This window comes from Mycobacterium sp. IDUB_37 (genome assembly GCF_055419245.1).
In genome coordinates this window covers 709,764-735,748 of the sequence record NZ_JBVAXG010000004.1, presented here as the reverse complement: position 1 = coordinate 735,748, position 25,985 = coordinate 709,764, and the positions used below count along the sequence as shown (strand labels likewise).

At 66.9% G+C, this 25,985-nt stretch carries 25 protein-coding genes; 14 read left to right on the top strand and 11 right to left on the bottom strand.

What is annotated here, in order from left to right; all coding sequences use genetic code 11:
* Positions 1-240 precede the first annotated feature (240 nt).
* The 4 genes from ACZY1I_RS17645 to ctaC all read right to left on the bottom strand — a co-directional run bounded on the left by ACZY1I_RS17645 (position 241) and on the right by ctaC (position 3,557).
* A complete protein-coding gene (locus ACZY1I_RS17645; protein WP_463755711.1) occupies positions 241-891 on the bottom strand; it encodes a DUF2561 family protein in 651 nt (216 codons plus the stop codon).
* A complete protein-coding gene (locus ACZY1I_RS17640; protein WP_463755710.1) occupies positions 891-1,847 on the bottom strand; it encodes an MmpS family transport accessory protein in 957 nt (318 codons plus the stop codon). The genes ACZY1I_RS17645 and ACZY1I_RS17640 overlap by 1 nt, the downstream gene beginning before the upstream one ends.
* A 182-nt stretch (positions 1,848-2,029) precedes the next feature.
* Positions 2,030-2,449 (bottom strand): cytochrome c oxidase subunit 4, encoded by a 420-nt coding sequence (locus ACZY1I_RS17635; RefSeq protein WP_463755709.1) that lies wholly within the window; start codon positions 2,447-2,449, stop codon positions 2,030-2,032.
* A 7-nt stretch (positions 2,450-2,456) separates the two neighbouring features.
* Positions 2,457-3,557 (bottom strand): aa3-type cytochrome oxidase subunit II, encoded by a 1,101-nt coding sequence (gene ctaC / locus ACZY1I_RS17630; RefSeq protein WP_463755708.1) that lies wholly within the window; start codon positions 3,555-3,557, stop codon positions 2,457-2,459.
* A gap of 245 nt (positions 3,558-3,802) precedes the next feature.
* On the opposite strand from ctaC, the gene asnB reads away from it, so the two are divergent.
* Positions 3,803-5,797: an asparagine synthase (glutamine-hydrolyzing) gene (gene asnB, locus ACZY1I_RS17625; RefSeq protein ID WP_463755707.1), complete on the top strand. Its 1,995-nt coding sequence runs from the start codon at positions 3,803-3,805 to the stop codon at positions 5,795-5,797.
* 79 nt (positions 5,798-5,876) lie between these two features.
* Here the strand turns inward: asnB and ACZY1I_RS17620 are convergent, their stop codons facing one another.
* Positions 5,877-6,851 (bottom strand): carbohydrate kinase family protein, encoded by a 975-nt coding sequence (locus tag ACZY1I_RS17620; RefSeq protein WP_463755706.1) that lies wholly within the window; start codon positions 6,849-6,851, stop codon positions 5,877-5,879.
* A 216-nt stretch (positions 6,852-7,067) separates the two neighbouring features.
* Between ACZY1I_RS17620 and ACZY1I_RS17615 the strand changes: the two genes are divergently transcribed.
* Complete coding sequence (locus ACZY1I_RS17615) at positions 7,068-7,760, top strand: Rv0361 family membrane protein (RefSeq protein ID WP_463755705.1); 693 nt, start codon at positions 7,068-7,070, stop codon at positions 7,758-7,760.
* 281 nt (positions 7,761-8,041) lie between these two features.
* Here the strand turns inward: ACZY1I_RS17615 and ACZY1I_RS17610 are convergent, their stop codons facing one another.
* The gene (locus tag ACZY1I_RS17610; RefSeq protein WP_463755704.1) at positions 8,042-8,398 is read right to left on the bottom strand and encodes a HesB/IscA family protein; all 357 of its coding nucleotides are present in this window, start codon (positions 8,396-8,398) and stop codon (positions 8,042-8,044) included.
* Positions 8,399-8,512: 114 nt separating this feature from the next.
* The gene (locus tag ACZY1I_RS17605) at positions 8,513-9,589 is read right to left on the bottom strand and encodes a glycerate kinase family protein (protein ID WP_463755771.1); all 1,077 of its coding nucleotides are present in this window, start codon (positions 9,587-9,589) and stop codon (positions 8,513-8,515) included.
* A gap of 151 nt (positions 9,590-9,740) precedes the next feature.
* On the opposite strand from ACZY1I_RS17605, the gene ACZY1I_RS17600 reads away from it, so the two are divergent.
* Genes ACZY1I_RS17600 through ACZY1I_RS17585 form a run of 4 tightly spaced genes read left to right on the top strand, consistent with a single transcriptional unit; the run spans position 9,741 to position 12,787 of the window.
* Positions 9,741-10,421 carry a DUF3043 domain-containing protein gene (locus ACZY1I_RS17600; protein WP_463755703.1) on the top strand — a complete coding sequence of 227 codons (681 nt, stop codon included), beginning with the start codon at positions 9,741-9,743 and terminating at the stop codon, positions 10,419-10,421.
* A gap of 37 nt (positions 10,422-10,458) precedes the next feature.
* Positions 10,459-10,992: a bifunctional adenosylcobinamide kinase/adenosylcobinamide-phosphate guanylyltransferase gene (cobU, locus tag ACZY1I_RS17595; RefSeq protein ID WP_463755702.1), complete on the top strand. Its 534-nt coding sequence runs from the start codon at positions 10,459-10,461 to the stop codon at positions 10,990-10,992.
* Positions 10,989-12,041 carry a nicotinate-nucleotide--dimethylbenzimidazole phosphoribosyltransferase gene (cobT, locus tag ACZY1I_RS17590; protein WP_463755701.1) on the top strand — a complete coding sequence of 351 codons (1,053 nt, stop codon included), beginning with the start codon at positions 10,989-10,991 and terminating at the stop codon, positions 12,039-12,041. Before cobU ends, cobT begins: the two co-directional genes overlap by 4 nt.
* Positions 12,038-12,787 (top strand): adenosylcobinamide-GDP ribazoletransferase, encoded by a 750-nt coding sequence (locus tag ACZY1I_RS17585; RefSeq protein ID WP_463755700.1) that lies wholly within the window; start codon positions 12,038-12,040, stop codon positions 12,785-12,787. The genes cobT and ACZY1I_RS17585 overlap by 4 nt, the downstream gene beginning before the upstream one ends.
* Before the next feature lie 7 nt (positions 12,788-12,794).
* Here the strand turns inward: ACZY1I_RS17585 and ACZY1I_RS17580 are convergent, their stop codons facing one another.
* Both ACZY1I_RS17580 and gcvT read right to left on the bottom strand, forming a co-directional pair.
* Entirely contained in the window at positions 12,795-13,913 is a 1,119-nt protein-coding gene (locus tag ACZY1I_RS17580; RefSeq protein ID WP_463755699.1) for a branched-chain amino acid aminotransferase, read from the bottom strand.
* 53 nt (positions 13,914-13,966) lie between these two features.
* Positions 13,967-15,070: a glycine cleavage system aminomethyltransferase GcvT gene (gene gcvT, locus ACZY1I_RS17575; protein ID WP_463755698.1), complete on the bottom strand. Its 1,104-nt coding sequence runs from the start codon at positions 15,068-15,070 to the stop codon at positions 13,967-13,969.
* 42 nt (positions 15,071-15,112) lie between these two features.
* On the opposite strand from gcvT, the gene ACZY1I_RS17570 reads away from it, so the two are divergent.
* The 3 genes from ACZY1I_RS17570 (at position 15,113) to ACZY1I_RS17560 (ending at position 18,200) form a co-directional block, all read left to right on the top strand.
* Positions 15,113-16,216, top strand: a complete 1,104-nt coding sequence (locus ACZY1I_RS17570; protein ID WP_463755697.1) for an adenylate/guanylate cyclase domain-containing protein — start codon at positions 15,113-15,115, stop codon at positions 16,214-16,216.
* Positions 16,217-16,227: 11 nt separating this feature from the next.
* Entirely contained in the window at positions 16,228-17,775 is a 1,548-nt protein-coding gene (locus tag ACZY1I_RS17565; RefSeq protein WP_463755696.1) for a leucyl aminopeptidase, read from the top strand.
* An 83-nt stretch (positions 17,776-17,858) separates the two neighbouring features.
* Positions 17,859-18,200 (top strand): aminopeptidase, encoded by a 342-nt coding sequence (locus ACZY1I_RS17560; RefSeq protein ID WP_463755695.1) that lies wholly within the window; start codon positions 17,859-17,861, stop codon positions 18,198-18,200.
* A 2-nt stretch (positions 18,201-18,202) separates the two neighbouring features.
* Here the strand turns inward: ACZY1I_RS17560 and ACZY1I_RS17555 are convergent, their stop codons facing one another.
* On the bottom strand, positions 18,203-19,984 hold the full coding sequence (locus tag ACZY1I_RS17555) for an SDR family oxidoreductase (RefSeq protein WP_463755694.1): 1,782 nt from the start codon (positions 19,982-19,984) through the stop codon (positions 18,203-18,205).
* A gap of 225 nt (positions 19,985-20,209) precedes the next feature.
* Between ACZY1I_RS17555 and sucB the strand changes: the two genes are divergently transcribed.
* From sucB to ACZY1I_RS17530, 5 genes are all read left to right on the top strand, one after another.
* Entirely contained in the window at positions 20,210-22,048 is a 1,839-nt protein-coding gene (gene sucB / locus ACZY1I_RS17550) for a 2-oxoglutarate dehydrogenase, E2 component, dihydrolipoamide succinyltransferase (protein WP_463755693.1), read from the top strand.
* Between the two features lie 35 nt (positions 22,049-22,083).
* Positions 22,084-22,995, top strand: a complete 912-nt coding sequence (locus ACZY1I_RS17545) for a TIGR01777 family oxidoreductase (protein ID WP_463755692.1) — start codon at positions 22,084-22,086, stop codon at positions 22,993-22,995.
* A 56-nt stretch (positions 22,996-23,051) separates the two neighbouring features.
* A complete protein-coding gene (lipB, locus tag ACZY1I_RS17540; RefSeq protein ID WP_463755770.1) occupies positions 23,052-23,741 on the top strand; it encodes a lipoyl(octanoyl) transferase LipB in 690 nt (229 codons plus the stop codon).
* A complete protein-coding gene (gene lipA / locus ACZY1I_RS17535) occupies positions 23,738-24,658 on the top strand; it encodes a lipoyl synthase (protein ID WP_463755691.1) in 921 nt (306 codons plus the stop codon). Before lipB ends, lipA begins: the two co-directional genes overlap by 4 nt.
* A 103-nt stretch (positions 24,659-24,761) precedes the next feature.
* Positions 24,762-25,514 carry a DUF4191 domain-containing protein gene (locus ACZY1I_RS17530; RefSeq protein WP_463755690.1) on the top strand — a complete coding sequence of 251 codons (753 nt, stop codon included), beginning with the start codon at positions 24,762-24,764 and terminating at the stop codon, positions 25,512-25,514.
* A gap of 2 nt (positions 25,515-25,516) precedes the next feature.
* Here the strand turns inward: ACZY1I_RS17530 and ACZY1I_RS17525 are convergent, their stop codons facing one another.
* Positions 25,517-25,939 carry an RDD family protein gene (locus tag ACZY1I_RS17525; protein ID WP_463755689.1) on the bottom strand — a complete coding sequence of 141 codons (423 nt, stop codon included), beginning with the start codon at positions 25,937-25,939 and terminating at the stop codon, positions 25,517-25,519.
* Positions 25,940-25,985: the final 46 nt, after the last annotated feature.

Genomic DNA, 25,985 nt, shown 5'->3' with positions numbered 1-25,985 from the left:
GACGTGGAGTCAGCGCAGCGATGCCTGTCAGTCGGAGCGCAGGGCGCGGAAGCCCCTCCCCTCCCCCGCCGGGCGCGGGCCAGGCGGCCCGCCACAGCATCGAACCTCAAAGAGGCGGCATCGGAAGTGCGTCCATAGTGCATGTGAGGCGCCAATCAGCCCAGCTACCGCAGGTCTCGGCGCAGCTACCACAGTCTCGGCGCAGCAGCCGCAGTCTCGGCGCTACTTACAGGGCTAGCGCTAGTGCGCGTCGTGCCCGTGGCGCAGCTGCCGGACGCAGAAAAACTCGATTACCGGCATCCCGGCCGTGATGACACCCGCGAACACGTAGCTGATCCACGACCCCGTGTCGTGACCGGCTGCCATCAAATACGTCGCCAACGCAACGGCGGTCAGCGCGGCGCCGATGGCGCTGGTCAGCGCGAGAGCCCCGCGCAACCAGATTCGGTCCACCACTTCGCCGGACCACTCGTCCAGCGCCCCATACGCTTTGACCGGCTCCCGGCGCGCCGGCTCGATCGTCACCCGTGGGCTACTGCGTGCGGTCTGTCGCGCTGCTGCTGGCCGGCTTGCTCCGCCCTGCAGGGCGCGCGACCGAACAACCGGTTCGCCCTGGGACAGCCGGCGGGCACGCAACAGAACCGGGATCGCCCCCGCGATGACAAGAGCGGAGATGATGATGACGGCGTACAGCACCCACGTGGTGTGCGGAGTCCGCGACATCTTGTGGAAGCCTCGGCCCAGGTCGGTCAGCGCGACGGCCGCCGCCACGCTCACCCCCACCAGAACCAGCCAGATGCCCGCACAGATGCTGGCCATCACCCTGTCGATGAGTCGTGGGTTGACTACCGGATCCGGCCCACGCCGATAAGAGGAGTACCTGCCGACCATCAGCAGCTGGTCTGGGGTGAGTCGTTGCTGTTCGAGGACAATACCGTTCCGTCGCTTGTGATGATCGTGCAGTTGAGTTTGCTGACCCGGAAAAGACTGGACGCTTCCACCGATCCCACGTCGGATTGCGAGATCGGTGTCACGGTCATTGTCCAGGGGATGTAGACGTTGTGCTGTGTCCGCCTCCGTCCGGAGGCATCGACGTAGGTTACCGAAATGATGTCGCCCGGCGCCTTGGTGCCGGTCACCGAGTAGGTGACCTGCCGCGGGCCGGCGAGGGTGGTGGTCGGGGGTGGCGGCGGTGCGGCCGCGGTCGGGCTGGCCGGTGGAGCCGCCGACGTGGTCGGTGTCGGCGACGGTGACGACGGTGGCGGTGGCGGTGGCGGCGTGGGCGTCACGGTCACTGTCTGCGTCTCCGTCGCGGTGGGGATTTCGGACGGCGGCGGCGGTGGTGGCGGTGGCGGCGGTTCCTCGGACGTCGGGGGCGGCGGCTTGGTGGTGGTGATCTGGTCTTGTACCGGCGGTACTGATGAGCTGGTGGTGTCGGGGTTTGCCAGTGTGCTGGTATCCGTGCGCGTCACGAGCAGCGATACCGAAACCACCAGCGCGATCGCGGCCAGGATCGCAGCAACGCCGACGACCCACGGCCAGCGCGGAGCCGGCGCATCGGTGTCGCGGTCGGAGTCGTCGTAGCTGTCGTAGTCGTAAAGCGCCATGTCGGCCGGCATGTAGGGACTGCTCGTGAATTGCTCCGACTCAGGCGCCGAGTACGCCCGGGAATATGCGTCAGTCTCGGATGTGTGCGCCGACCCGCCGTCATCGGGGTGTGCCAGGTCATCTTGCTGGTCCTGGTGCTGGCCCAGCTCGTCACCGTCATCGAAGGGGTCCAGTTCGGCAGGTTGACCGGCAAGGTCGGATTCCTCAGGATCATGTCCTGGGGGATGCGGCCCGCTCATGTCTGCCTACCCTGTCCAACTGCTTCACCAGCGCGCGGGGCTCCGCGGCTGCATCCGTGCACGGCGCACTCAGTGAATTCTCCTGGTGCCTGGAAAACCCTACCCAACGGGCTGGGACAGCGGTCCCCCGGCAAACTGGCCACGGATCAACTGGTGACCTGATTGTGACCTTTCAGGTCCGATCAGTGCCTCTCGGGGCCAACGTAGTACTCGAAGACCAAGCCGGCCACCGATGCGAGGATGAACACCACGCCGGCAAAAATCAGCCATGGCAGCCACAGCGCGATTCCGACGGCCGCCACCGAGCCTGACAAGGCAATCATGATCGGCCACCAGCTGTGCGGGCTGAAGAAACCCAATTCGCCTGCGCCGTCGCTGATTTCAGCGCCCTCGTAGTCTTCGGGCCGCGTGTCGAGCCGACGGGCGACGAAGCGGAAGAAGGTGGCCACGATCAGCGCCAGCCCGGTGGTCAGAACCAGCCCGGTCTCGCCGGCCCATTCGGTGCCGCCGGTAGCGAACAGCGCCGTCAGCACGCCGTAAAGCACCGCGCACAAAGCGAAGAATGCGGCGATGAACTCGAACAGCCTGGCTTCGATGTGCATGGGTGTCCTAACCTCGTGGGTTCGGGGCCTGTTCGCCGCGACGCGTGTCGAACGGCTCGGTGGTCGTCGCAAGCGGCGGCTGATGGATCGCCTGCAATGCCTCGGCATTCGTCTTGCCGGCGATACGTTGCTGCAGGAAGGCAACGAAGTCGTTGGGCTCCACGACCCGCACCTCGAAGTTCATCATCGCGTGATAGGTGCCGCACATCTCAGCGCAGTGGCCCACGAACGCGCCGACCTTGGTGATCTCATCGACCTGGAAACGGTTGACGGAGTTGTTGGCGATGGGGTTCGGCATCACGTCGCGCTTGAACAGGAACTCCGGCACCCACCATGCATGGATCACATCGGCCGAGGCCTGGATGAACTCGATCCGCTTGTGGGCGGGCAATACCAGGACTGGAATCTCGGTGCTGGTGCCCAGAATCTCGACCTTGTCGAAGTTCAGGTATTGGCGGTCCTCGGTGTTGAGCCCATGTATCGGGCCCACGAGTTCCTCGCCGTGGCGGTCCTTGCCCTCAGGCTTGGACGTCATCGCCTTCTTCTTCGCCTCGTCGGCGCCTTCGTAGTTGAACGTGCCGTCCTTGAAGGCCGCCCGCTGGTAACCGAACTTCCAGTTCCATTGGAATGAAGTGATGTCGATGACGAGTTCGGGGTCCTTGGCCAGGTGCACCATCTTTTCCTGCACCACGACGGTGAAGTAGAACAGCACCGAGATGATCAGGAAGGGCACCACGGTCAGCACCAGCTCAAGCGGCATGTTGTAGCCGAACTGGCGGGGGAAATCCGCGTCGTCCTTCTTCTTCCGGTGGAACAGCGAAGTCCAGAAGATCAGGATGTAGACGAGGGCGCCCACCACCAGAGCCGCAATCACCGAGCCGATCCACAGCTGACGGTTGGCGTGGGCGTTGGGAGTGATGCCCTCGGGCCATCCCAGCGCCAGTGCCTCCGACCAGCTGCACCCGCTCAGTGTCACCGCCAGCACGCCCAGTGCCACAACCAGCGCCACCGGACGCAGACGACGAGACAGGCCACGCGCACCGTCGGAACGGTGCCGAGAACTGCTCTGCGACAAGCGTTGCGAACGATCCTGCCCGCGAGGTGTCACGTTGGCGCCTCCTGTACCGCAAGCTGTGCCGACTGGGCAGTCGGCTACCTCGGATGTCGAATACTACGCAGCGTAGACCACCGCGCCCGCGCGAGCGACGATGCGTGCCCAATTGCGCCTTCGAAGGCGTGGCGAAGGCGTGGCGTGGCGTCTCGCCCCCGAATTTCGCGCCGCCACTGCCTGGTTATGCGGCCCGCGGGGCGCGACACCGCACGGGTTGCCGGAGTGCGGCATACTGGGGCGCCGTGTGTGGACTGTTGGCGTTTGTCGCGGCCCCGGGTGGCCCAGATAGCCCGGACGGCACTGACGCGCGCGATGGACGTGACACCGCGGCGGCCCACGCCGCCCTGGCCGACAGCGCGATTTCGCACTCATCGCACCTGATGCGCCACCGAGGGCCCGACGAACCGGGCACCTGGACCGACCCCGATGCCGACGGTTCGGTGGTTTTCGGCTTCAACCGGCTTTCCATCATCGACATCGCACATTCGCACCAGCCGCTGCGCTGGGGGCCGCCGGAGACACCAGACCGCTTCGTGCTGGTCTTCAACGGCGAGATCTACAACTATCTGGAACTGCGCGAGGAACTTCGCGCCGAGCACGGCGCCGTGTTCGCCACCGACGGTGACGGCGAAGCCATCGTCGCGGGCTACCACTTCTGGGGCGCCGAGGTCCTCAAGCGACTGCGCGGCATGTTCGCGTTCGCCTTGTGGGATACCACCACCCGTGAACTGTTCTGCGCCCGCGACCCGTTCGGCATCAAGCCGCTGTTCATGGCAACCGGCCCCGGCGGCACCGCGCTGGCCAGCGAGAAGAAGTGCCTGCTCGATCTGGTCGACCTGGTCGGTTTCGATACCGCGATCGACGAGCGGGCGGTGCAGCACTACACCGTCCTGCAGTACGTTCCGGAGCCCGAGACGCTGCACCGCGGCGTTCGGCGGCTGGAATCGGGCTGCTACGCCCGGATTCGGCCGGGAGCCGACCCGGTCGTCACCCGTTACTTCGTGCCGCGGTTCGCCGCGGTCCCGATCGCGTCCGGCACCGAACAGGCCCGCTACGACGAGATCACCGCTGTCTTGGAGGACTCGGTAGCCAAGCACATGCGCGCCGACGTCACCGTCGGTTCCTTCCTGTCCGGCGGCATCGACTCCACGGCCATCGCGGCGCTCGCCATCCGCCACAATCCGAAGCTGATCACCTTCACCACCGGCTTCGAGCGCGAAGGGTTCTCTGAACTCGACGTCGCGGTCGCCTCAGCGGAGGCGATCGGGGCTCGCCACATCACCAAGGTGGTCAGCGCCGACGAGTTCGTCACCGCCCTACCCGAGATCGTCTGGTACCTGGACGAGCCGGTCGCCGACCCGGCGCTGGTACCGCTGTTCTTCGTCGCCCGTGAGGCGCGCAAGCACGTCAAAGTGGTGCTGTCCGGTGAGGGCGCCGACGAATTGTTCGGCGGCTACACGATCTACCGCGAGCCGCTGTCATTGAAGCCCTTCAACTACCTCCCCCGACCGCTGCGCCGGTCGATGGGCAAGATGTCCAAACCGCTACCCGAGGGCATGCGGGGCAAGAGCCTGCTGCACCGCGGGTCGCTGACGCTCGAAGAGCGTTACTACGGCAACGCCCGCAGCTTCTCCGATGCGCAACTGCGCGACGTGCTGCCCGGATTCCGGGAAGACTGGACCCACACCGACGTCACCGGGTCGATCTACGCCGACTCGGCCGGCTGGGATCCGGTCGCCCGGATGCAACACATCGACCTGTTCACCTGGCTGCGCGGCGACATCCTGGTCAAGGCCGACAAGATGACGATGGCCAACTCACTGGAACTGCGGGTGCCGTTCCTGGACCCCGAGGTGTTCGCGGTGGCGTCGCGGCTGCCGTTCCAGGCCAAGATCACCCGGACCACCACGAAGTACGCGCTGCGGCGCGCCCTGGAGCCGATCGTGCCAGCGCACGTGCTGCACCGGCCCAAACTGGGTTTCCCGGTTCCGATCAGGCACTGGCTGCGCGCCGGCGAACTGTTGGAATGGTCTTACGAGATGGTCGAGTCTTCGCAAGCCGGTCACCTCGTCGACCTCGCAGCAGTGCGTCGCATGCTCGACGAGCACCGCCTCGGCACCAGCGACCACAGCCGCCGACTGTGGACCGTGCTCATCTTCATGCTGTGGCACGCGATCTTCGTCGAACACACCGTGGTGCCACAGATCAGCGAGCCGGTCTACCCGGTCGAGTTATAACCGCGAGCAGACGCAAACTCGCACGCGCAGGGCGCTTTTTGTGCGACTTTGCGTCTGCTCGGCGGGGGGCAGTGAGCCGCTAGGCGAGCACCGCGGCGATCTCGGCGGCGGCGTCCTCACCGAAGGCGCTGGCCAACCGGGACGCGGCGACCGACTTGTCCCACTCCCACTCCTGAGTTCCCGTCGACTCCAGCACCAACACCGCGACCAGCGAACCCAGCTGCGCCGAACGCTCCAGGCTCAGCCCGGCGCTGCGTCCGGTCAGGAAACCCGCCCGGAATGCGTCGCCGACACCGGTGGGGTCGGTCTGGCTGGTCTCCGGCACGACACCGACGTGCACTTTGTTCCCGTCGCGGTCGACGATGTCGACGCCCTTGGCACCAAGCGTGGTGACCCGCAGATCGACCTGCGCCATCACATCCGCTTCCGACCAACCGGTCTTGGACAGCAGCAGATCCCACTCGTAATCGTTGGTGAACAGATAGGCGGCGCCGTCGATGAGCTGCCTGATCTCGTCCCCGGAGAGCCGGGCCAGCTGCTGGGATGGGTCCGCGGCGAAGGCCAGCCCGAGCTTGCGGCACTCTTCGGTGTGCACCACCATCGCGGCCGGGTCATTGGCCCCGATGATCACCAGATCCGGGGTGCCGATGTTCTTGGCCACCTCGGCCAGCGAGATGTCGCGAGCCTCGGACATCGCACCGGGATAGAACGACGCGATCTGGGCCATCTCGGTGTCAGTGGTGCACACGAACCGCGCCGTGTGCGCGGTCTTGGAGATCAGCACGTTGTCGGTGTTGACGCCGTGGGACTGCAGCCAGTCGCGGTAGTCGCCGAAGTCGTCGCCGGCCGCGCCGACCAGCGCGGCGCTACCCCCGAGAACACCGATCGCGTAGGCGATGTTTCCGGCGACTCCCCCGCGGTGCACCACCAGGTCGTCAACCAGGAAGCTCAGCGACACCTTATGCAGGTGTTCCGGCAAAAGCTGCTCAGAGAATCGGCCAGGAAAGCGCATCAGATGGTCTGTCGCGATTGAACCCGTTACTGCGATGGTCACTAATTTCCGCCCTTCATTTCTAAGGTCGTTAGCCTCTCATGGACATCCGCTGAACGACCAAATTCAAAAGTCCAACACTTTGCGCACCGAGGCCGACGTCCGAGGTCACCTGCAGCTCTTGCGCTAGCCTGCCTAGAGCACTCATCTCGTTGCCAGAATTCCATTATTCGGACGGCAACCGCTCGTCGCCTCATCCACCAGCGTAGGAGACCAACGATGGCCGGTCCGCACCCGCCGAATCCCGCTGTGGGCGCCGAGGGGTCGGCGCAGGTACAGCCGTACCCCGAGACAGGGCAGAACGAGCCCGAGACGCTCGAGTTTCCCCGCAACTTTCCTGCGGGTCCCGGCGGGGAGGCTGGGCCCCCACCGGCGTCGTATCCGGGCACGCAGGCGCCCGCGCAATACCCGAACCAGGCCCCGAACCGCAGGTCCAAGCGACTGATCATCGGTGCTCTGCTGGCGATTGCGCTGGTGGCGGCATTGACGACGGCCATCGTGTACGGGGTGCGCACCAACGGCGCCAACACCGGCAACACCTTTTCCGAAGGCTCGGCCAAGACGGCCATTCAGAGTTATCTCACCGCGCTGGCGCACCGAGACGTCGAGGTCATCGTTCGCAACTCGCTGTGTGGCATCTACGACGCCGTGAAGGACAAGCGGTCCGACCAGGCGCTGGCCAAGTTGAGCAGCGACGCGTTCCGCAAGCAGTTCACCGAGGTCGAAATCACGACGATCGACAAGATCGTCTACTTATCGCCGTATCAGGCCCAGGTGTTGTTCAGCATGCAGGTGACACCCTCGAACGGTGGGCCACCGCGAGGACAGGTGCAGGGCATCGCGCAGTTGCTCTTCCAGCGCGGCCAGATCATGGTGTGCTCTTACGTGCTCAGGACGGCCGGCCAGTATTAGGCCGGCCGACGTGAATGGTGGCGACCCGCTTCACCCCGCTGCGCGGCGCTCGCGATCGCCACGCCGGCCAGTATTAGGCCGGCCGACGTGAATGGTGGCGACCCGCTTCACCCCGCTGCGCGGCGCTCGCGATCGCCACGCCGGCCAGTATTAGGCCGGCCGACGTGAATGGTGGCGACCCGCTTCACCCCGCTGCGCGGCTCGCGATCGCCACGCCGGCCAGTACTGACGATTAACGGGCCGGTCTCCGGACCGACCCGTTAACGCTGGAATCTAATCGATCAGTTGAACGAGTCCCCGCACGCGCACGAACCGGTGGCGTTGGGGTTGTCGATGGTGAAGCCCTGCTTCTCGATGGTGTCGACGAAGTCGATCGATGCGCCTTCGATGTAGGGCGCGCTCATCCGGTCCACCGTCAACTTCACACCGCCGAACTCCACGGTCAAGTCGCCGTCCAGTGCCCGGTCGTCGAAAAACAGGTTGTAGCGCAAGCCAGCGCACCCGCCCGGCTGGACCGCGATCCGCAGTGACAGATCGTCGCGCCCTTCCTGGTCCAGGAGCGACTTCGCCTTGATGGCAGCGGCCTCCGTCAGGGATGCGCCGTGGGTGGTGGTGGACGTCTCGTTCTGCACCGTCATTGCTTCTCCTACATGCCTCATCTGCGGGTGGGGCCCGGCCAGCTCTGGGTCAGGTACCGCCCCAAATCAGACCTGCGTTAAGGCAGGGTCCTACTCAGGGCATTTCCTTCTAGGTCAACGGTACCCCGGCGGGCCGCTATTCCCGAGTCGCGCGGCCGTCTCGGAGGCTAATCCCATCAGCTGATTGGCCGCGTCGGCCAGCGCCAACCGCACCGAACCTGCGTATTCAGACATAGCCAGCGCCGACATGATGCCTGACACACGGGTGGTGGCCTTGTCCACAGACACCTGGCCGGCCAGCACAATCACCGGGATTCCAAGTTCTCGGGCTGCGGCCGCGATCTCGCCGACCACCTTCCCGTGCAGGGACTGCTCGTCGAAATGACCCTCGCCGGTGACGATCATGTCAGCGTCTTGCAGATCGTCATCGAAGTTGGTGAGTTCGGCGAAGATGGCGGCTCCCGACTCGCACCTGGCGCCCAGCGCCAGCAACGCCGCCCCGATCCCGCCTGCCGCGCCTGCGCCAGGCTCGGCGCTGACGTCGCGGCCGGCGACCGTGTCCAGCACTTGCGCCCAATCCTCGAGGCGAAGCTCCAGCTTGGCGACGGTGGCCGAATCGGCCCCCTTCTGCGGCGCGAACACCCGGGCCGCCCCCCATGGGCCGAGCAGCGGGTATTCGACGTCCGACGCGGCGATCAAATCGACGTTGGCCATCCACTTGCGTGCGGTGTCGAGGCCGCCGAGTTCGTTGACCATCCCCTGGCCTCCGTCGGTGCACGCGCTGCCGCCCAGCCCGACGACGATCCGCGCGGCGCCCGCCTCCAATGCGGCACTGATGAGCTGGCCGACACCGCTGCTGTGGGCCGCCAGGGCCGTCTCCGGCGTCGGCGGGCCGTCCAGAGCTGCCAGACCACACGCCTGCGCGCTCTCCAGGAACGCAGTTCGGGTGCGCTCGTCGTACACCCAGTTGGCGTTCACCGGCTTGTTCAGCGGCCCAGACACCTGCAGCCGGCGCAACCCACCGATCCGGCTGGCCAACACCTCGACAAACCCCGGACCGCCGTCGGACTGCGGGGCCACGATGAACGAATCACCCTGCCGTGACCGAGTCCAGCCAGTGGCGATCGCGGCGGCAGCCTCTACCGCCGAGAGGCTGTCCCCGTAGCAATCGGGAGCCACCAGCACCCGCATCGAGGGGAGCTGGAGCCGGCCGGGCCCGACACCCCCGCCTGCGCCATCCGAGCCATTCATTACTGGCCAGCGTAGGTGTTCACGGCATCCCACCGCAGGCGTTACAGGCGCAATTCGAAAGACCGATTACCGGCGAAGTAACCTGGCGACTGTGAAGCTGCTGGGCCGTAGCAAGGGCCGCGATGAGGGTGACGACGTGTCGGCCGCTCCCGACCACGATTCCGAACAGGCCGACGCAGCGTCGCGGGCGGCGCGAACCGGCCCAAAGGGCCGGCCGACACCCAAGCGCAACGAGGCGAGGCGACAGGGCCGGAAGGGCCCGGTCGCGCCGGCACCGATGACCGCTTCGGAAGCCCGGGCCCGTCGTAAGACCTTGGCCGGCCCCAAATTGAGCAAAGAGGAACGGCGCGCCGAACGCGACGCCAGCCGTACCAAGATGTCGGATCGGCGGGAACGCATGATGTCCGGCGAAGAGGGCTATCTGCTGCCGCGTGACCAGGGTCCGGTGCGTCGTTACGTCCGCGACATCGTGGACGCCCGGCGCAACATGCTGGGCCTGTTCATGCCGTCCGCCCTGGCGCTGCTGGCCTTCATGTTCGCCCTGCCGCAACTGCAGTTCTACGTGTCGCCCGCGATGTTGGGACTGATGGTCCTGATGACGGGCGACGGGTTCGTGCTGGCTCACAAGGTGGGCAAGCTGGTCGATGCGAAGTTCCCGGACAACACCGAGAGCCGGTGGAAGCTAGGCATTTACGCGGCGGGCCGGGCCTCGCAGATGCGGCGGATGCGGGCGCCCAGACCGCAGGTAAAGCGTGGCAGCGATGTGTCCTGAAAAGTCGACACACCATCTGAAAGCCGCTTGAACGCACGTGCGCACGCTGGTACTCGGCGGCATCAGGTCGGGCAAGTCCCGGTGGGCGGAGGAAACCATCGCTAAATCACTGGCACCCGATCAGCCGGTGCACTACGTGGCTACCGGGCCGGTCGACGAGGCCGACCGAGACTGGATGCAGCGGGTCGCCACGCATCGCGACCGCCGCCCCGCACACTGGACGACGGTGGAGACCGACGACCTGGCCGCCGAATTGCGGCAATCTCCCGACATCCCGACGCTGGTCGACGATCTAGGCACCTGGCTGGCCAGCACGCTGGACCACTGCCACGGTTGGGACGGTGGATCGGTGGCCGAGCCGGTCGGCGAGCTGCTCGACGCGGTCGACGTCTTCGACTCGACGCTGGTGCTGGTCAGCCCGGAAGTGGGTCTGACCGTGGTGCCGCCCACCGCGGCCGGTCGCCGATTCGCCGACGAAATGGGCAGCCTCAATCAGCGGGTAGCCGCGCTGTGTGAACGGGTGGTCTTGGTGGTAGCCGGGCAACCTCTGTCCATCAAGCAGCCGGCATGATCGGCTTCGCCCCCGTTTCGCCGCCCGATCCGGGCGCCGAAGCCGCCGCCCGCGCCCGGCAGGACACCCTGACCAAGCCGCGCGGTGCGCTCGGCCGGCTGGAAGATCTCGCGATCTGGGTTGCGGCCTGTCAGAGTCAGTGCCCACCGCGCCAGTTCGAGCGCGTCCGGGTAGTGGTGTTCGCCGGCGATCACGGCGTCGCCCGGTCGGGAGTGTCGGCTTATCCGCCAGAGGTGACCGCCCAGATGGTCGCCAACATCGAAAGCGGCGGGGCAGCGATCAACGCACTGGCCGAGGTCGCGGGCGCGACCGTGCGCCTTGCCGACCTGTCCGTGGACAGCGACGCCGTCGAGGGAACAGACAAGGTTCGCCGAGGCAGCGGGGACATCGCCGTCGAAGACGCGCTGACCGATGACGAAACCGCCCGGGCCATCGCGGCAGGCCAGCAGATCGCCGACGACGAGGTGGACGCGGGTGCCGACCTGCTCATCGTCGGTGACATGGGCATCGGCAACACCACCCCGGCCGCGGTCCTGGTGGCGGCGCTGACGAACACCGAACCGGTCGCGGTGGTCGGCTTCGGAACCGGTATCGACGACGCCGCCTGGATCCGCAAGACGGCGGCAGTGCGCGATTCGCTGTTTCGGACCAGCCCGGTAGTCGACAACCCGGTCGCATTGCTGCGCAGTTGCAGCGGCGCGGACTTCGCGGCAATGGCCGGCTTCTGCGCCCAGGCCGCGGTTCGGCGTACTCCGGTGCTGCTGGACGGCATGGCGGTGACGGCCGCGGCCCTGGTCGCCGAGCGACTGGCCCCCGGCGCCCGGCAGTGGTGGCGGGCCGGCCACCGATCCACCGAACCAGGTCATTCGCTGGCTCTGACCGCACTCGACTTGGAGCCGATCCTGGACCTGCGCATGCGTCTGGGCGAAGGTACCGGCGCCGCGCTGGCGTTGCCGGTGCTGCGCGCGGCGGTGGCGGCGCTGTCCTCGATGGCGACGTTCACCGAGGCAGGAGTTTCCGGGGCGCTCCCCCAAGCCGACGCCCCGTGATCCGTTCGCTGGCAACGGCTTTCGCCTTCGGAACCGTACTGCCGGTGCCGGACTCCTGGACGGGCCCGATGCGCCCCGGAGCGATGTCGACGCTACCGGTGGTCGGTGCCGCATTGGGCGCACTCGCGGCGGCCGTCACGTGGGGCGCCGGGGTGGCATTCGGTGCGTCCAGTCCGTTGTCCGGGCTGCTGGCCGTGGCGGTGCTGCTGGTGACCACTCGTGGCCTGCACATCGACGGTGTCGCCGACACCGCCGACGGACTGGGTTGCTACGGGCCGCCCGAACGGGCCTTGGCGGTGATGCGCGACGGTTCGACCGGACCGTTCGGTGTCGCCGCCGTCGTCATGGTGATCGCACTGCAGGGGATGGCGTTCGCGACGCTTGGCAGCACGGCTCTCGCCGGGATCTTGCTGGCCGTGTTCGCCGGACGCGTGACCGCAGTGCTGGCCTGTCGACGGTCGGTGCCGGCAGCCGAGGGCAGCGCGCTGGGAGTCCAGGTCGCCGGGACTCAGCGCGTCCTGGTGGTTACGGCCTGGGTGGTGGTGCTGTTCGCCGGTTCGGTGTTCACGGGTCCGCGGCTGTGGCAGGGCCCGGTCGCCGTGCTGGTCGCGCTGTGTTGTGGGGCCGGTCTAGTCGCACACTGCGTGCGCCGATTCGGCGGCATCACCGGTGACGTGCTGGGCGCGGCGATCGAACTCAACACGACGGTGTGCGCTGTGCTGCTGGCCGGCCTGGTGCGGTTCTGACGCCGCCTCAGCCCAGCCGCGACATCCAGCCGTGGGTGTCGGCGAAGGTGCCGCGCTGGATGCCGGTCAACGTGTCGCGCAACGCCATGGTCACCTCGCCCGGCTTTCCGTCGGCAATGGTGAATTCGCCGTCGCCGTGCTTCACCTGCGAAACCGGGGTGATGACGGCAGCGGTGCCGCAGGCGAACACCTCGGTGATCTCGCCGGATCCGGCCTTCTTCCCCCACTCGTCAATATCGATCTTGCGTTCCTCGACCGCGAAGCCGGCATCAAAAGCCAACTGCAGCAGGGAATCTCGGGTGATACCGGGGAGCAACGAACCGGACAGCTCAGGGGTGACCAGGCGCGCCGAGCCCCCGCTGCCGAGCACGAAGAACAGATTCATGCCGCCCATCTCTTCGACGTAACGCCGTTCGACACCGTCCAGCCACACCACCTGGTCGCAACCGTGATCGGCGGCCTGCGCCTGGGCCAGCAGGGATGCGGCGTAGTTGCCGCCGAATTTGGCCGCACCGGTGCCACCCGGGCTGGCGCGCACGTATTCCGTTGAGATCCAGACGGTCACGGGGCTGATGCCGCCCTTGAAGTACGCGCCGGCGGGCGATCCGATCAACAGGTAGCGGTACTCCTTGGAGGGCCGCACCCCCAGTCCCGGCTCGGTGGCGATCATGAACGGTCGCAGATAGAGCGCTTCTTCACCGCCGGCCCTGGGCACCCAGGCGCTGTCGACGGCAATGAGCTGGCGCAACGACTCGAGGAAGAGTTCGTCAGGCAACTCAGGCATCGCCAGCCGCCGGGCCGACGAGCGCAACCGCGCGGCGTTGGCGTCGGCCCGGAACGACACCACGGAACCATCAACCCACCGATATGCCTTGAGCCCCTCAAACACTTCCTGCGCGTAATGCAGCACGATCGCCGACGGGTCCAATTCGATCGGGCCGTACCCGAGCACCCGGGCGTTGTGCCAGCCCGGGCCACCCGCATCCGGGGCGACGTAGTCGATCGACACCATGTGGTCGGTGTGGTACTTGCCGAAGCCGGGGTCGGCCAGAATCGCTACCCGCTCGGCCTCGGTAGCGGGGTTGTCCGCGCGCGAAACCGTGAATTCGAGGGGGCCGCTGGTCATGAGAAGAGTCTATAACCGGGCGCGAACGAGTTTTTTGCGTGCGACGTAGTGGTCTAACGCGTCTTCACTTCGACGAAAGGCGGACGCACGACTTCGCATTCGACGGCACGACCGCGAACATCGGCGGTGACGCGCTGGCCGTCGTCGACCCCGGCATCGACGTCGATCAACGCCAACGCGACGCCCAGTTGCAAGGTCGGCGAAAACGTCCCCGACGTCGTCGTCCCGATCTGGGAGTCGCCATCGAGTACGGTCAGCCCCGGCCGCAACACCCCGCGGCCGGTCATCCGCAGCCCGCGCAACAGCCGTCGAGGACCTGCCTCCTTCTCGGCCAGCAGCGCGTCACGGCCGAAGAACGCATCCTTCTTCCAGCCGATCGCCCACCCGCATCGGGCCTGCAGCGGCGAGATGTCCAGCGACAGTTCATGCCCGTGCAGGGGATAACCCATTTCGGTGCGCAACGTGTCCCGCGCGCCCAGACCGGCGGGCTGGCCGCCGGCGTCGGCGACCGCCGCTACCAGGGCGTCGAACACGACTCCCGCGGTGTCCCACGGCGGGAGCAGCTCGTAACCGTGCTCGCCGGTATACCCGGTCCGGCAAACGCGCACCGGCACACCGGAATACGACGCATCCGCATAGCCCATGTAGTCCATGTCGGTCGGCAGGCCCAGCGCGGTCAGCACGTCGGTCGACCGCGGCCCCTGCACCGCCAACACCGCGTAGTCGCGGTGCAGGTTGGTGACGGTCAACTCAGCCGGAGCCGCAGCCAGCAGCGCTTCGACCACTGCAGCGGTGTTCGCGGCATTCGGGACCAGGAAGATCTCGTCTTCATCCACGAAGTAGGCGATGAGGTCGTCGATGACGCCGCCGGATTCGGTGCAGCACAAGGTGTATTGCGCCTTGCCCGGACCGACACGGCCCAAGTCGTTGGTGAGCGCGGCGTTGACGAATTGCGCCGCGCCCGGGCCTTTGACCAGCGCTTTGCCCAGGTGGCTGACGTCGAAGAGGCCCACCGACTCGCGGGTGGCATTGTGCTCGCTCACAGTTCCGGCGTACGAGACCGGCATCAGCCAGCCACCGAACTCGGCGAAACTCGCGCCCAACTCGCGATGACGATCGTCCAACGGTCCCTGAAGCAGCTCTGGCGCGTCACTCACGCCGTCTCACCCTAGTGCGCCGCTGCTGGCACACTTGGGCAGGTGTTCGATTGGGATGCGCTGGAGGCGGCCGGGATCGCCAACGCGCGCGGACGGGCCGACCTGATCAAGTACCTGGACGAACTGGGTTTCACGACGGAAGAAATGGCCGAGGCCGAGCAGCGCGGTCGGCTGTTCGGGCTGGCGGGCGATGTCCTGCAGTGGTCGGGACGCCCGACCTACACCTTGGCTGCAGCCGCCGACGAACTAGGACTCGCCCCCGCCGACGTTGCACACGCCTGGGCGTTGCTCGGCCTGACCGTTGCCGGCTCCGATGTTCCGTCGCTGAGTCAGGCCGATGTCGATGGGCTGAAGACATTCGTCGCGCTCAAAGGACTGGTCGGCGAGGACGGCGCGTTCGGGTTATTGCGCGTTCTCGGCGCCGCGATGGCACGGCTCGCCGAGGCCGAGTCGACAATGATCCGGGCCGGCACGCCGGACATCCACGTGACGTACACGCATGACGAATTCGCGACGGCGCAGGCGTACCGCGCAGTCGCCGAGTTCGTCCCGCGACTCGGCTCGCTGATCGACGCCGTCCATCGTCATCATCTGACCAGCGCCCGGACCCATTTTGAGGGCGTCATGCGCGACACATCGGCAAGTGTGGTGTGCGGTGTCGGTTTCGCGGATCTGTCCGGCTTCACTGCGCTGACCCAGACTCTGACACCCGCCCAGTTGTCGGAGTTGCTCAACGCGTTCGCGGGCGCCGTGTCCGACGTGGTCCATGCCCACGGCGGCCGGGTAGTGAAGTTCATCGGCGACGAGGTGATGTGGGTCAGCGCGTCGCCCGAAGAGCTGGTCAAGGCTGCCGTTGATCTCGTCGAGCACCCCCAAGCGCGCGCCGAGGGACTGCAGGTTCGCGCCGGGCTCGCCTACGGCACGGTGCTGGCCATCAATGGGGACTACTTCGGCAACCCCGTCAATCTGGCGGCACGTCTGGTCTCGGCCGCTGCGCCGTCGCAGATACTTGCCGATACGGCGCTCCAGGAGAAACTGCCGAACTGGCCTACCGCCGACCACGGCCCGTTGACGCTCAAGGGTTTTGACGCTCCGGTGCCCGCGTACGAACTGCTCGGCACTCCTACTACGCAGACTGCCGACTAAGCTATGCGCCCGTGACCACCGAACCGGGCTACCGAGCACCCACTGTCAACGTCGCCACCGCGCTGCCCAAACGCGGGCTGGGTTCCACGGTCCTGCTGGTGCCCGTCGTCTCATCCGGCGATGACGACAAATCGAGCGCCATTGTCGCCGCTGCCGAACCGTTTCTGCCCGCCGATGCGGTGGCCGAGATCGAGGCCGGACTGAAGGCCCTGGACGCCTCCGGCGGCACCGAGCAGGTGAACCGGTTGGTGGTGTCGTCGCTGCCGGTCGCGAGCGTGTTGACGATCGGTCTGGGCAAGTCGCGGCACGAATGGCCCGCGGATCTGGTTCGGCGTGCGGCCGGGGTTGCGGCGCGGTCGCTGGCCAAGACCGAGGCGGTGGTCACGACGCTGGCCGCATTACCCGGCGAGGGAATCACTGACGCAGCCGTCGAGGGCCTGGTCCTGGGCAGCTATCGATTCAGCGCTTTCCGCAGCGGCAAGACGGCACCGAAAGACGCTGGGCTGCGCAAGATCACCGTGCTTTCGACCGCCAAAGACGCGAAAAAGCAAGCGGCGCACGGGGCTGCGGTGGCCACCGCCGTCGCGACCGCCCGGGACTTCGTCAACACTCCCCCGAACGCTCTGTTCCCCGCTGAATTCGCCACGCGTGCAAAAACATTGGGTGAGTCCGTCGGCCTCGAGGTGGAGATCCTCGACGACAAGGCGCTGAAGAAGGCCGGCTACGGCGGCGTGATCGGCGTCGGGCAGGGCTCGTCGCGGCCGCCGCGCTTGGTCCGGCTGATCCACCGCGGGTCCCGCCTGGCCAAGAACGCGAAACAGGTCAAGAAGGTCGCACTCGTCGGCAAAGGCATAACCTTCGACACCGGCGGCATCTCGATCAAGCCGGCCGCGTCAATGCACCACATGACCTCGGACATGGGCGGAGCGGCCGCGGTCATCGCAACAGTGACGCTGGCGGCTCAACTGGAACTGCCGATCGACGTGATCGCCACCGTGCCGATGGCGGAGAACATGCCGTCGTCGACCGCGCAGCGGCCCGGCGATGTACTGACCCAGTACGGCGGAATCACCGTCGAGGTGCAGAACACCGACGCGGAGGGCCGGCTGATTCTGGCCGACGCCATCGTGCGCGCGTGCGAGGACAACCCGGACTACCTGATCGAAACCTCCACGTTGACCGGCGCGCAGACAGTGGCGCTGGGTGCCCGCATCCCCGGTGTGATGGGCAGCGACGAGTTCCGCGACCGCGTCGCCTCGATCTCGCAGCGGGTGGGCGAGAACGGCTGGCCGATGCCGCTGCCCGACGAACTGAAGGACGACCTGAAGTCCACGGTGGCTGATCTGTCGAATATCAGCGGTCAGCGCTTCGCCGGGATGCTGGTGGCCGGGGTGTTCCTGCGGGAGTTCGTCGCCGATGGAGTCGACTGGGCACACATCGACGTCGCCGGTCCTGCCTACAACACCGGCGGCCCGTGGGGCTATACCGCCAAGGGTGCCACCGGTGTGCCGACCCGGACCATCTTCGCCGTGCTCGAAGACATCGCGCAGAACGGCTGACCCCGAGTCCTACTGGTTTAGCCGTACACGACGGCGGCTACTACGCACCCAGTGGATTTCTCCATCGAGAAAGGCGCGGGACAGTGACGGCAAAAAGGTTGGTTATCGCAGTAAGTGCGGCACTCCTGCTGTTCGGCGTGATCGGGCTGCTCGTGCCGGTCACGGTGTCCAACAGCAATGGTGGAACCGTTAGCTGTGGGAACGGCGTCGTCACCGACACAGCCGGTGCCCGGGATGCCAATAAAGGCACCGTGGCCGACATTCCCATTCTCAACGACCTCATCCCACATACCGACTTCGTGGCGCTCTGCGACTCTGCGGTGTCGAGCAGACGGATGTGGACGATCCCGCTGACGGTGATCGGGCTCGTCGGTGTCGCCGGCGCGCTGGTCTTGCGACGGACCGGCGCGACCGTCGGGGTGTAGCACTAAATCACCCGCATGCGTGCCGTACTGCGCAACGCCTGCGGCAGCACCTTGGATACGCCGTAGAGCGCGTAGGCCTCGAACGTCACCGGCCTGATCGGCTTGTTCTTCCGCACCGCGGAGACGATCGCGTTGGCGACCTTGTCCGGTCCGAAACTGCGGATGCCAAACATCTTGTCCAACTGCCCGCGCCGTCCGTCGACCACCTCGTCGCCCTTGCCGCCCGAGTCGAAACGGGTTGCCGCGATGATGTTGGTGTCGATCACGCCCGGACAGATCGTGGTCAGACCGACGTTGGCAGCATCTAGTTCGGCCCGCAGGCAGTCCGAGAACATGAACGTCGCCGCCTTCGAGGTGCAGTACGCGTTGAGCGACTGCAGCGGCGCGTAGGCCGCCATCGACGACACATTGACGATATGCCCGCCGGTGCCGCGATCAACGAGGCGCTGCCCGAATGACCGGCAGCCGTTGACCACGCCGCCGAGGTTGACGTCCAGCACCCGGTCGAACTGCTCGGCCGGGGTGTTCAGGAAGTTTCCGGCCTGACCGATGCCGGCGTTGTTGACGACGATGTCGGGCAGTCCGTGCTCAGCGCAGACCTGCTCGGCGAACGCCTCGACGGCATCGGCGTCAGACACGTCGAGGACATAGGGGTGCGCGACGCCGCCGCGGGCGGCGATCTGCGCTGCCGTCTCCTTGACGGTGGCCTCGTCGATGTCGCTGATGACGATCTCGGCACCCTCTCTGGCGAACGCGATCGCGGTCTCGCGTCCGATACCGCTGCCCGCGCCGGTCACCGAAACCAACGTGTCACCGAAATGTCCGCGTGGGCGGCCGACCTGCGCACGCAGCAGCGCACGGCTGGCCGGCTTGCCCTCGGCCAGGTCAGCAAAGTCGTGCACGGACGCGGCCATCACCTGCGGGTGCGACATCGGCGAGAAGTGCCCGGCCCGAATGTCGCGCCGCCACAGGCGTGGCACCCAGCGGGAAGTCTCGTCGTAGCCGTGCGGCCGCACGAATTTGTCGCCTGTGTTGACGATCAGTTGCACCGGTACGTCGACGATGTGCACGCCCTGACGACGGAACTTGCTGGAGTAGGAACGCCAGTAGTTGGCCGGGTACACCTTCACCGAATTCGCGGCGTCGCTGGCGACATTGTCGGAGTGGCGGATCTGGTCGACGGGGATGTTGTCGACGACGTTGCGGCGCACCGCCGCGCTGCGGAACGCGAGCCGGAGAAGAAGCGGCGCCAACACGGGAATCGAGAAGAACGCCATGTAGGTCAGCCGCAGCGCCTGGCTGAGCGAACGGGCGAAGCGACGGGGTCGCCATGGTTGCCCGAGACCGCCGAAGACGAACTTGACCAATTGATCCTGGGCCGGACCGGACACCGATGTGAAGGTGGCGACCCGGTCGCCGGCACCGGGCCGACTCAGGTATTCCCAGGTACCCACCGAACCCCAGTCGTGGGCCAGCACATGCACGGGCTGTCCCGGGCTCAACTCGCCGATGACCGCGGCCAGGTCGTCGGCGTAACGCGCCATCGCGTAGGCCGAGACAGGCTTGGGCGCCGACGACAGTCCGACACCGCGATTGTCGTAGCGGATGATCCGAAAGCGCTGTGCCAGCAGCGGAACGACGCCGTCCCACAGCACGTGCGAGTCCGGCCAGCCGTGCACCAGCACGACCGTCGGGCCCTCCCGGTTGCCTTCTTCGTAAACAGCGATGCGGACTCCGTCCGCGCTGTCGACGAACTGCTGGGGTGCATGTTGTGTTGCCGGCATCAAACCTCCGCCACCTGCGACTTGCTGTCTCGATCAGTCGCCACACCGTAGCAAGGCCGATCCGTCCAACCCGCACCCGAAGTACGCCACGCCCTGGCTGCGAGCGCCCGATAGCGGGGTGACAGGATAGCGTCGTCATTCGCTCGGGTTTCGCACCCGGTGCACGACCGCAGCAGCCCGAGGTCGACTTGTGCCGACCGCCGACCGATCGAGGAGTCAAACCAGATGGCCTTCTCAGTCCAGATGCCTGCACTTGGTGAGAGCGTCACCGAGGGAACGGTCACCCGCTGGCTTAAGCAAGAGGGCGACACGGTCGAAGTCGACGAGCCGCTCGTCGAAGTCTCTACCGACAAGGTCGACACGGAGATCCCGTCGCCGGCCGCTGGGGTGCTCACCAAGATCATCGCCCAAGAGGACGACACCGTTGAGGTCGGCGGAGACCTCGCCCTCATCGGCGACCCAGGCGACGACGACGGCGGCGGCCAGTCGGACGACTCCTCGAAGCAGGAAGCCGCGGCCCAGGAAGATGAGCCGGAGCCGGCTGAAGAAGTGGCCGACAGCGAACCGGAGTCGGAGCCCGAGCCCGAGCCCGAGCCGGCAAAGTCCAACGAGTCCTCCGGTGGCGACGCGACGCCGGTCCTCATGCCCGAGCTGGGCGAGTCGGTCACCGAGGGAACGGTGACGCGCTGGTTGAAGAAGGTCGGCGATTCGGTCCAGGTGGACGAGCCCTTGGTGGAGGTGTCCACCGACAAGGTCGACACCGAGATTCCGTCCCCGGTGGCGGGCGTTCTGGTGAGCATCACCGCCGAGGAAGACGACGTCGTCCAGGTTGGCGGTGAACTGGCCCAGGTCGGCAGTTCCGACTCCGGCGGTGGGTCTTCGAAGCAGAAGTCCGAGCCGAAGTCTCAGCCCAAGCCCGAGGCGAAGAAAGAGCCCGAACCGGAGCCCGAGCCCGAGCCCGAGCCCGAACCGGAGCCGGAGCCCGAGCCGGAGGCCAAGGAAGAGCCGAAGCCAGAGCCTAAGGAAGAGCCCAAGCCGGAGCCCAAGAAAGAGGCTCCGAAGGAAGAGCCCGCCCCGCAGCAGGCAAAGACCGAGTCCGAGGGCGAATCCGACGGCGCGCCGTACGTGACGCCACTGGTGCGAAAGCTCGCCTCCGAGAACAACATCGACCTCGCCGAAGTGACCGGCACCGGCGTTGGCGGTCGCGTCCGCAAACAGGACGTGCTGGCAGCGGCCGAGAAGAAGAAGCAGCCGAAGGAGGAGCCGGCGAAGGCTCCCGCCGCCGCATCGGCGCCGCCGGCCGCGAAGGCTGCGGCATCGCCGGCGCCGTCGCTGGCACATCTACGCGGCACCACGCAGAAGGCCAGCCGGATCCGGCAGATCACCGCCAAGAAGACCCGCGAATCGCTGCAGTTGACGGCGCAGCTCACCCAGACCCACGAAGCCGACATGACTCGGATCGTGGCGCTGCGTGCCCGGGCCAAGACGGCGTTCGCCGAACGCGAGGGCGTGAACCTGACCTACCTGCCGTTCATCGCGCGCGCGGTCATCGACGCCCTCAAGGCGCACCCGAACGTCAACGCCAGCTACAACGAGGAAAGCAAGGAGATCACCTACTACGACGCCGAGCACCTCGGCTTCGCCGTCGACACCGATCAGGGCCTACTCTCCCCCGTCATCCACAACGCCGGTGACCTGTCGCTGGCGGGACTGGCCCGCGCGATCGTCGACATCGCCGCACGAGCCCGGTCGAACAAGCTGAAGCCAGACGAGTTGTCCGGTGGCACCTTCACCATCACCAACATCGGCAGCCAGGGCGCGCTCTTCGACACTCCGATCCTGGTGCCGCCGCAGGCAGCCATGTTGGGTACCGGAGCCATCGTCAAGCGGCCCCGGGTTGTCACCGATGAATTCGGCAACGAGTCGATCGGCATTCGCTCGGTCTCCTACCTGCCGTTGACCTATGACCACAGACTCGTCGACGGCGCGGACGCGGGCCGCTTCATGACCACCGTCAAGCACCGTCTCGAAGAGGCGGCTTTCGAGGCAGACTTGGGGCTCTGACCGGGGCTCCAAGGGGCTTCGAGAAGACACCGACTGTGGCCAAAGCCGTTATCGCCGTAGCGGGTTCGTCTGGGTTGATCGGCTCGGCGTTAACTGCGGCGTTGCGCGCGGCCGACTATGATGTGCTGCGCATCGTGCGCAGAACGCCGGCGAATTCCGAAGAGCTGCGCTGGAATCCGGAGAGCGGCGAGTTCGATCCCGACGCGCTCATCGATGTCGACGTCGTGGTCAACCTGTGCGGGGTCAACGTGGGTCAACGCCGCTGGTCGGGTGCCTTCAAGCAGAGCCTGCGCGACAGCCGGATCGCGCCGACCGAAGTGTTGTCCGCTGCCGTCGCCGACGCGGGCGTCGGCACCCTGATCAATGCCAGCGCGGTTGGCTACTACGGCGACACCCGCGACCGCGTGGTCGACGAAAACGACGCAGCGGGAAGGGGTTTCCTGGCACAGCTGTGTGTGGACTGGGAGGCCGCCACCCTGCCGGCGCAGTACGTGGGCACGCGTGTAGTGCTGGCCCGTATCGGCGTAGTGGTGTCACCGGCGGGCGGCGCACTACGCATGATGCGGCCGGTGTTCTCGGTCGGCCTGGGCGCGCGACTGGGCAGTGGCCGCCAGTACATGTCGTGGATCAGCCTTGAAGACGAAGTGCGGGCGCTGCTGTTCGTCATCGCGCACCCGACTCTGTCCGGGCCGGTGAACATGACCGGTCCCGCGCCCGTCACCAACGCCGAGTTCACCACCGCCCTGGGCCGTGCGATCAACCGCCCGACGCCCCTCGCGGTACCCGGCTTTGCGGTGCGCGCCGCCCTCGGCGAGTTCGCCGACGAGGGGCTGCTCACCGGCCAACGCGCCATCCCCACCGCGTTGGAACAGGCTGGTTTCCAGTTCCACCACAACACGATTGGTGAGGCGCTCGGGTACGCCACCGCGCGGCGGGATCAGGACTAGACGGACCCGCGCCGAGCGTCCCGTAGCCCGGTAACCTGGCCTTTGTGACGGCTTCTGTGACGGCTTCCATCCGGTCCAGCACGGCCCCGCTCGACGTCAGGCAGTTGGGTAGCCTCGAGTATCAGGCCGCCTGGCAGCTGCAGCGGGAGTTGGCCGACGCCCGGGTCGCCGGCGGTCCCGACACTCTGCTGCTGCTGGAACATCCCGCGGTCTACACCGCAGGGCGCCGCACAGAACCCCACGAACGGCCATTCGACGGAACCCCGGTCATCGACACCGACCGTGGCGGCAAGATCACCTGGCACGGCCCAGGGCAGTTGGTCGGCTACCCGATCATCGGGCTGGCCGAACCCCTGGACGTGGTCAACTACGTCCGGCGCCTGGAAGAAGCCCTGATCAAGGTCTGCACCGACCTCGGCCTGGATGCGGGCCGGGTCGACGGGCGCTCCGGTGTGTGGATTCCCGGCCGACCGGCGCGCAAGATCGCGGCCATCGGCGTGCGCGTGGCGCGTGCGACGACGCTGCACGGGTTCGCCCTCAACTGCGACTGTGACCTGGCGGCGTTCACCACGTTCGTGCCGTGCGGCATCACCGATGCCGGGGTGACGTCGCTGTCCGCCGAGCTGCGGCGACCGGTTGCCATCGGCGACGTTCGGGCGGCGGTGGCCGACGCCGTTCGCGATGCGTTGGACGGGGCGCTGGCCGTCCAGGAACACGACGCTACCCGCGTAACATTGGCTGGGTGACCGTCGTTCCGGAAGGCCGGAAACTGCTGCGCCTCGAGGTGCGCAACGCCCAAACCCCGATCGAGCGCAAGCCGCCGTGGATCAAGACGCGTGCCCGCATGGGGCCGGAGTACACCCAACTCAAGGGCCTGGTGAAGCGCGAAGGCCTGCACACGGTCTGCGAGGAGGCCGGCTGCCCGAACATCTTCGAATGCTGGGAGGACCGGGAAGCCACCTTCCTGATCGGCGGCGACCAGTGCACCCGTCGTTGCGACTTCTGCCAGATCGACACCGGCAAGCCCGCCGAACTCGACCGCGACGAACCCCGCCGCGTGGCCGAGAGCGTGCAGACCATGGGCCTGCGCTACGCCACGATCACCGGAGTGGCCCGCGACGACCTGCCCGACGGCGGTGCGTGGCTCTATGCCGAAACGGTGCGCGCCATCAAGGAGCTCAACCCGAACACCGGCGTCGAACTGCTGGCCCCGGACTTCAACGGCGAGCCGACCCGGCTCACCGAGGTGTTCGAGTCCCGTCCCGAGGTGTTTGCCCACAACGTCGAAACCGTGCCGCGCATCTTCAAGCGGATTCGTCCGGCCTTCACCTATCAGCGCAGCCTGGAGGTCATCACCGCGGCGCGTGACTTTGGACTGGTCACCAAGAGCAACCTCATTCTCGGCCTCGGCGAGATGCCCGACGAGGTGCGCACCGCGCTGAGCGATCTGCGTGACGCCGGTTGCGACATCGTCACCATCACCCAATACCTGCGGCCCTCGGCCCGCCATCACCCGGTCGACCGCTGGGTTACTCCCGATGAGTTCGTCGAGTTTGCAAGCTATGCCGAGGGACTCGGTTTCGCCGGGGTGCTGGCCGGGCCGCTGGTCCGGTCGTCCTACCGGGCCGGCCGGCTCTATGAGCAGGCCCGCTCCGCACGCTAGCCCGCTCAAGCTGGATTGCCGCGACCCGCGGCGCGCGACCTACGACCGCGCTTGCGGTCCCGACGCGACCGCGGGGGTAAGTGCATACGTATCCTTGTTGATTATGGCTAAATCCCGAAGTGCTGCCGAAGCCAAGGCCGCCAAGGCCGAGGCCGCGGCCGGCCGTAAGGCTGCATCCAAACAACGCCGCGCGCAGCTGTGGCAGGCGTTCAACCTGCAGCGTAAGCAGGACAAGCGGCTGGTGCCGTACATGGTCGCCGCGTTTGTCGTGATCGCGGGCATCTCGGTCGGGACCGGCATCTATGCCGGCGGGATGACCATGTTTTTCATGATTCCGCTCGGCCTGCTGCTCGGCGCGCTGGTGGCGTTCATCGTCTTCGGGCGGCGGGCTCAGAAGAGCATTTACAAGCAAGCTGAGGGCCAGGCCGGCGCCGGAGCCTGGGTGTTGGACAACATGCGCGGCAAGTGGCGAGTCACCCCCGGGGTCGCCGCGACCGGTCACTTCGACGCGGTGCACCGGGTGCTCGGACGGCCCGGCGTGATCTTGGTCGGCGAGGGTGCGGCGAACCGGGTCAAACCGCTACTGGCCCAGGAGAAGAAGCGCACCGCGCGACTGATCGGCGATGTGCCGATCTACGACATCATCATTGGCAACGGCGAGGGCGAGGTGGCGCTGGCCAAGCTGGAGCGCCACCTGACCCGCCTGCCGGCCAACATCACCGTCAAGCAGCTGGACTCCCTGGAGTCTCGACTGGCCGCGCTGGGCTCGCGAGCCGGAACCGCCGCGATGCCCAAGGGCCCGCTGCCGAACTCCGGCAAGATGAAGGGCGTCCAGCGGACCGTGCGCCGCAAGTAGCCTCAGCGGCGCAGCACCGCTGTATTGGTCACCCGGTCCTGCAGGCCACGCCCGTCGGCATCGGTGAACAACGGCGGAACCACCAGGAAGATCAGCACGCCGCGCAGGAAGGCGCGCCCGATTCCGATGGGCAACCGGCCATCCACCGCACCCACTTCGAGGCCTAACAGCAGCTGCCCGGGCGTAAACCCGAACAGCCGCAGCGACACCGCGCCGAGCACCAGCCAGACGACCAACTGCACCGTCGACAGCACGGTGTCGGAGATTGCACCGAACGCCAGCGCCAGCAGCGCGAGGCCCGCGGCAATCAGCCAGTCGACGAACAGCGCGGCTAATCGGCGCCCCATCGGCGCCAGCGAACGCGACCCGGACTGCGGTAAGCCCAACGTTTCCCCTGGGTAACCCGGAGTTGATCCCCCCGTCATCGGGCTTGTCCGATCGCCCGCGACTGCGAGCACCGGGACAGCCCGC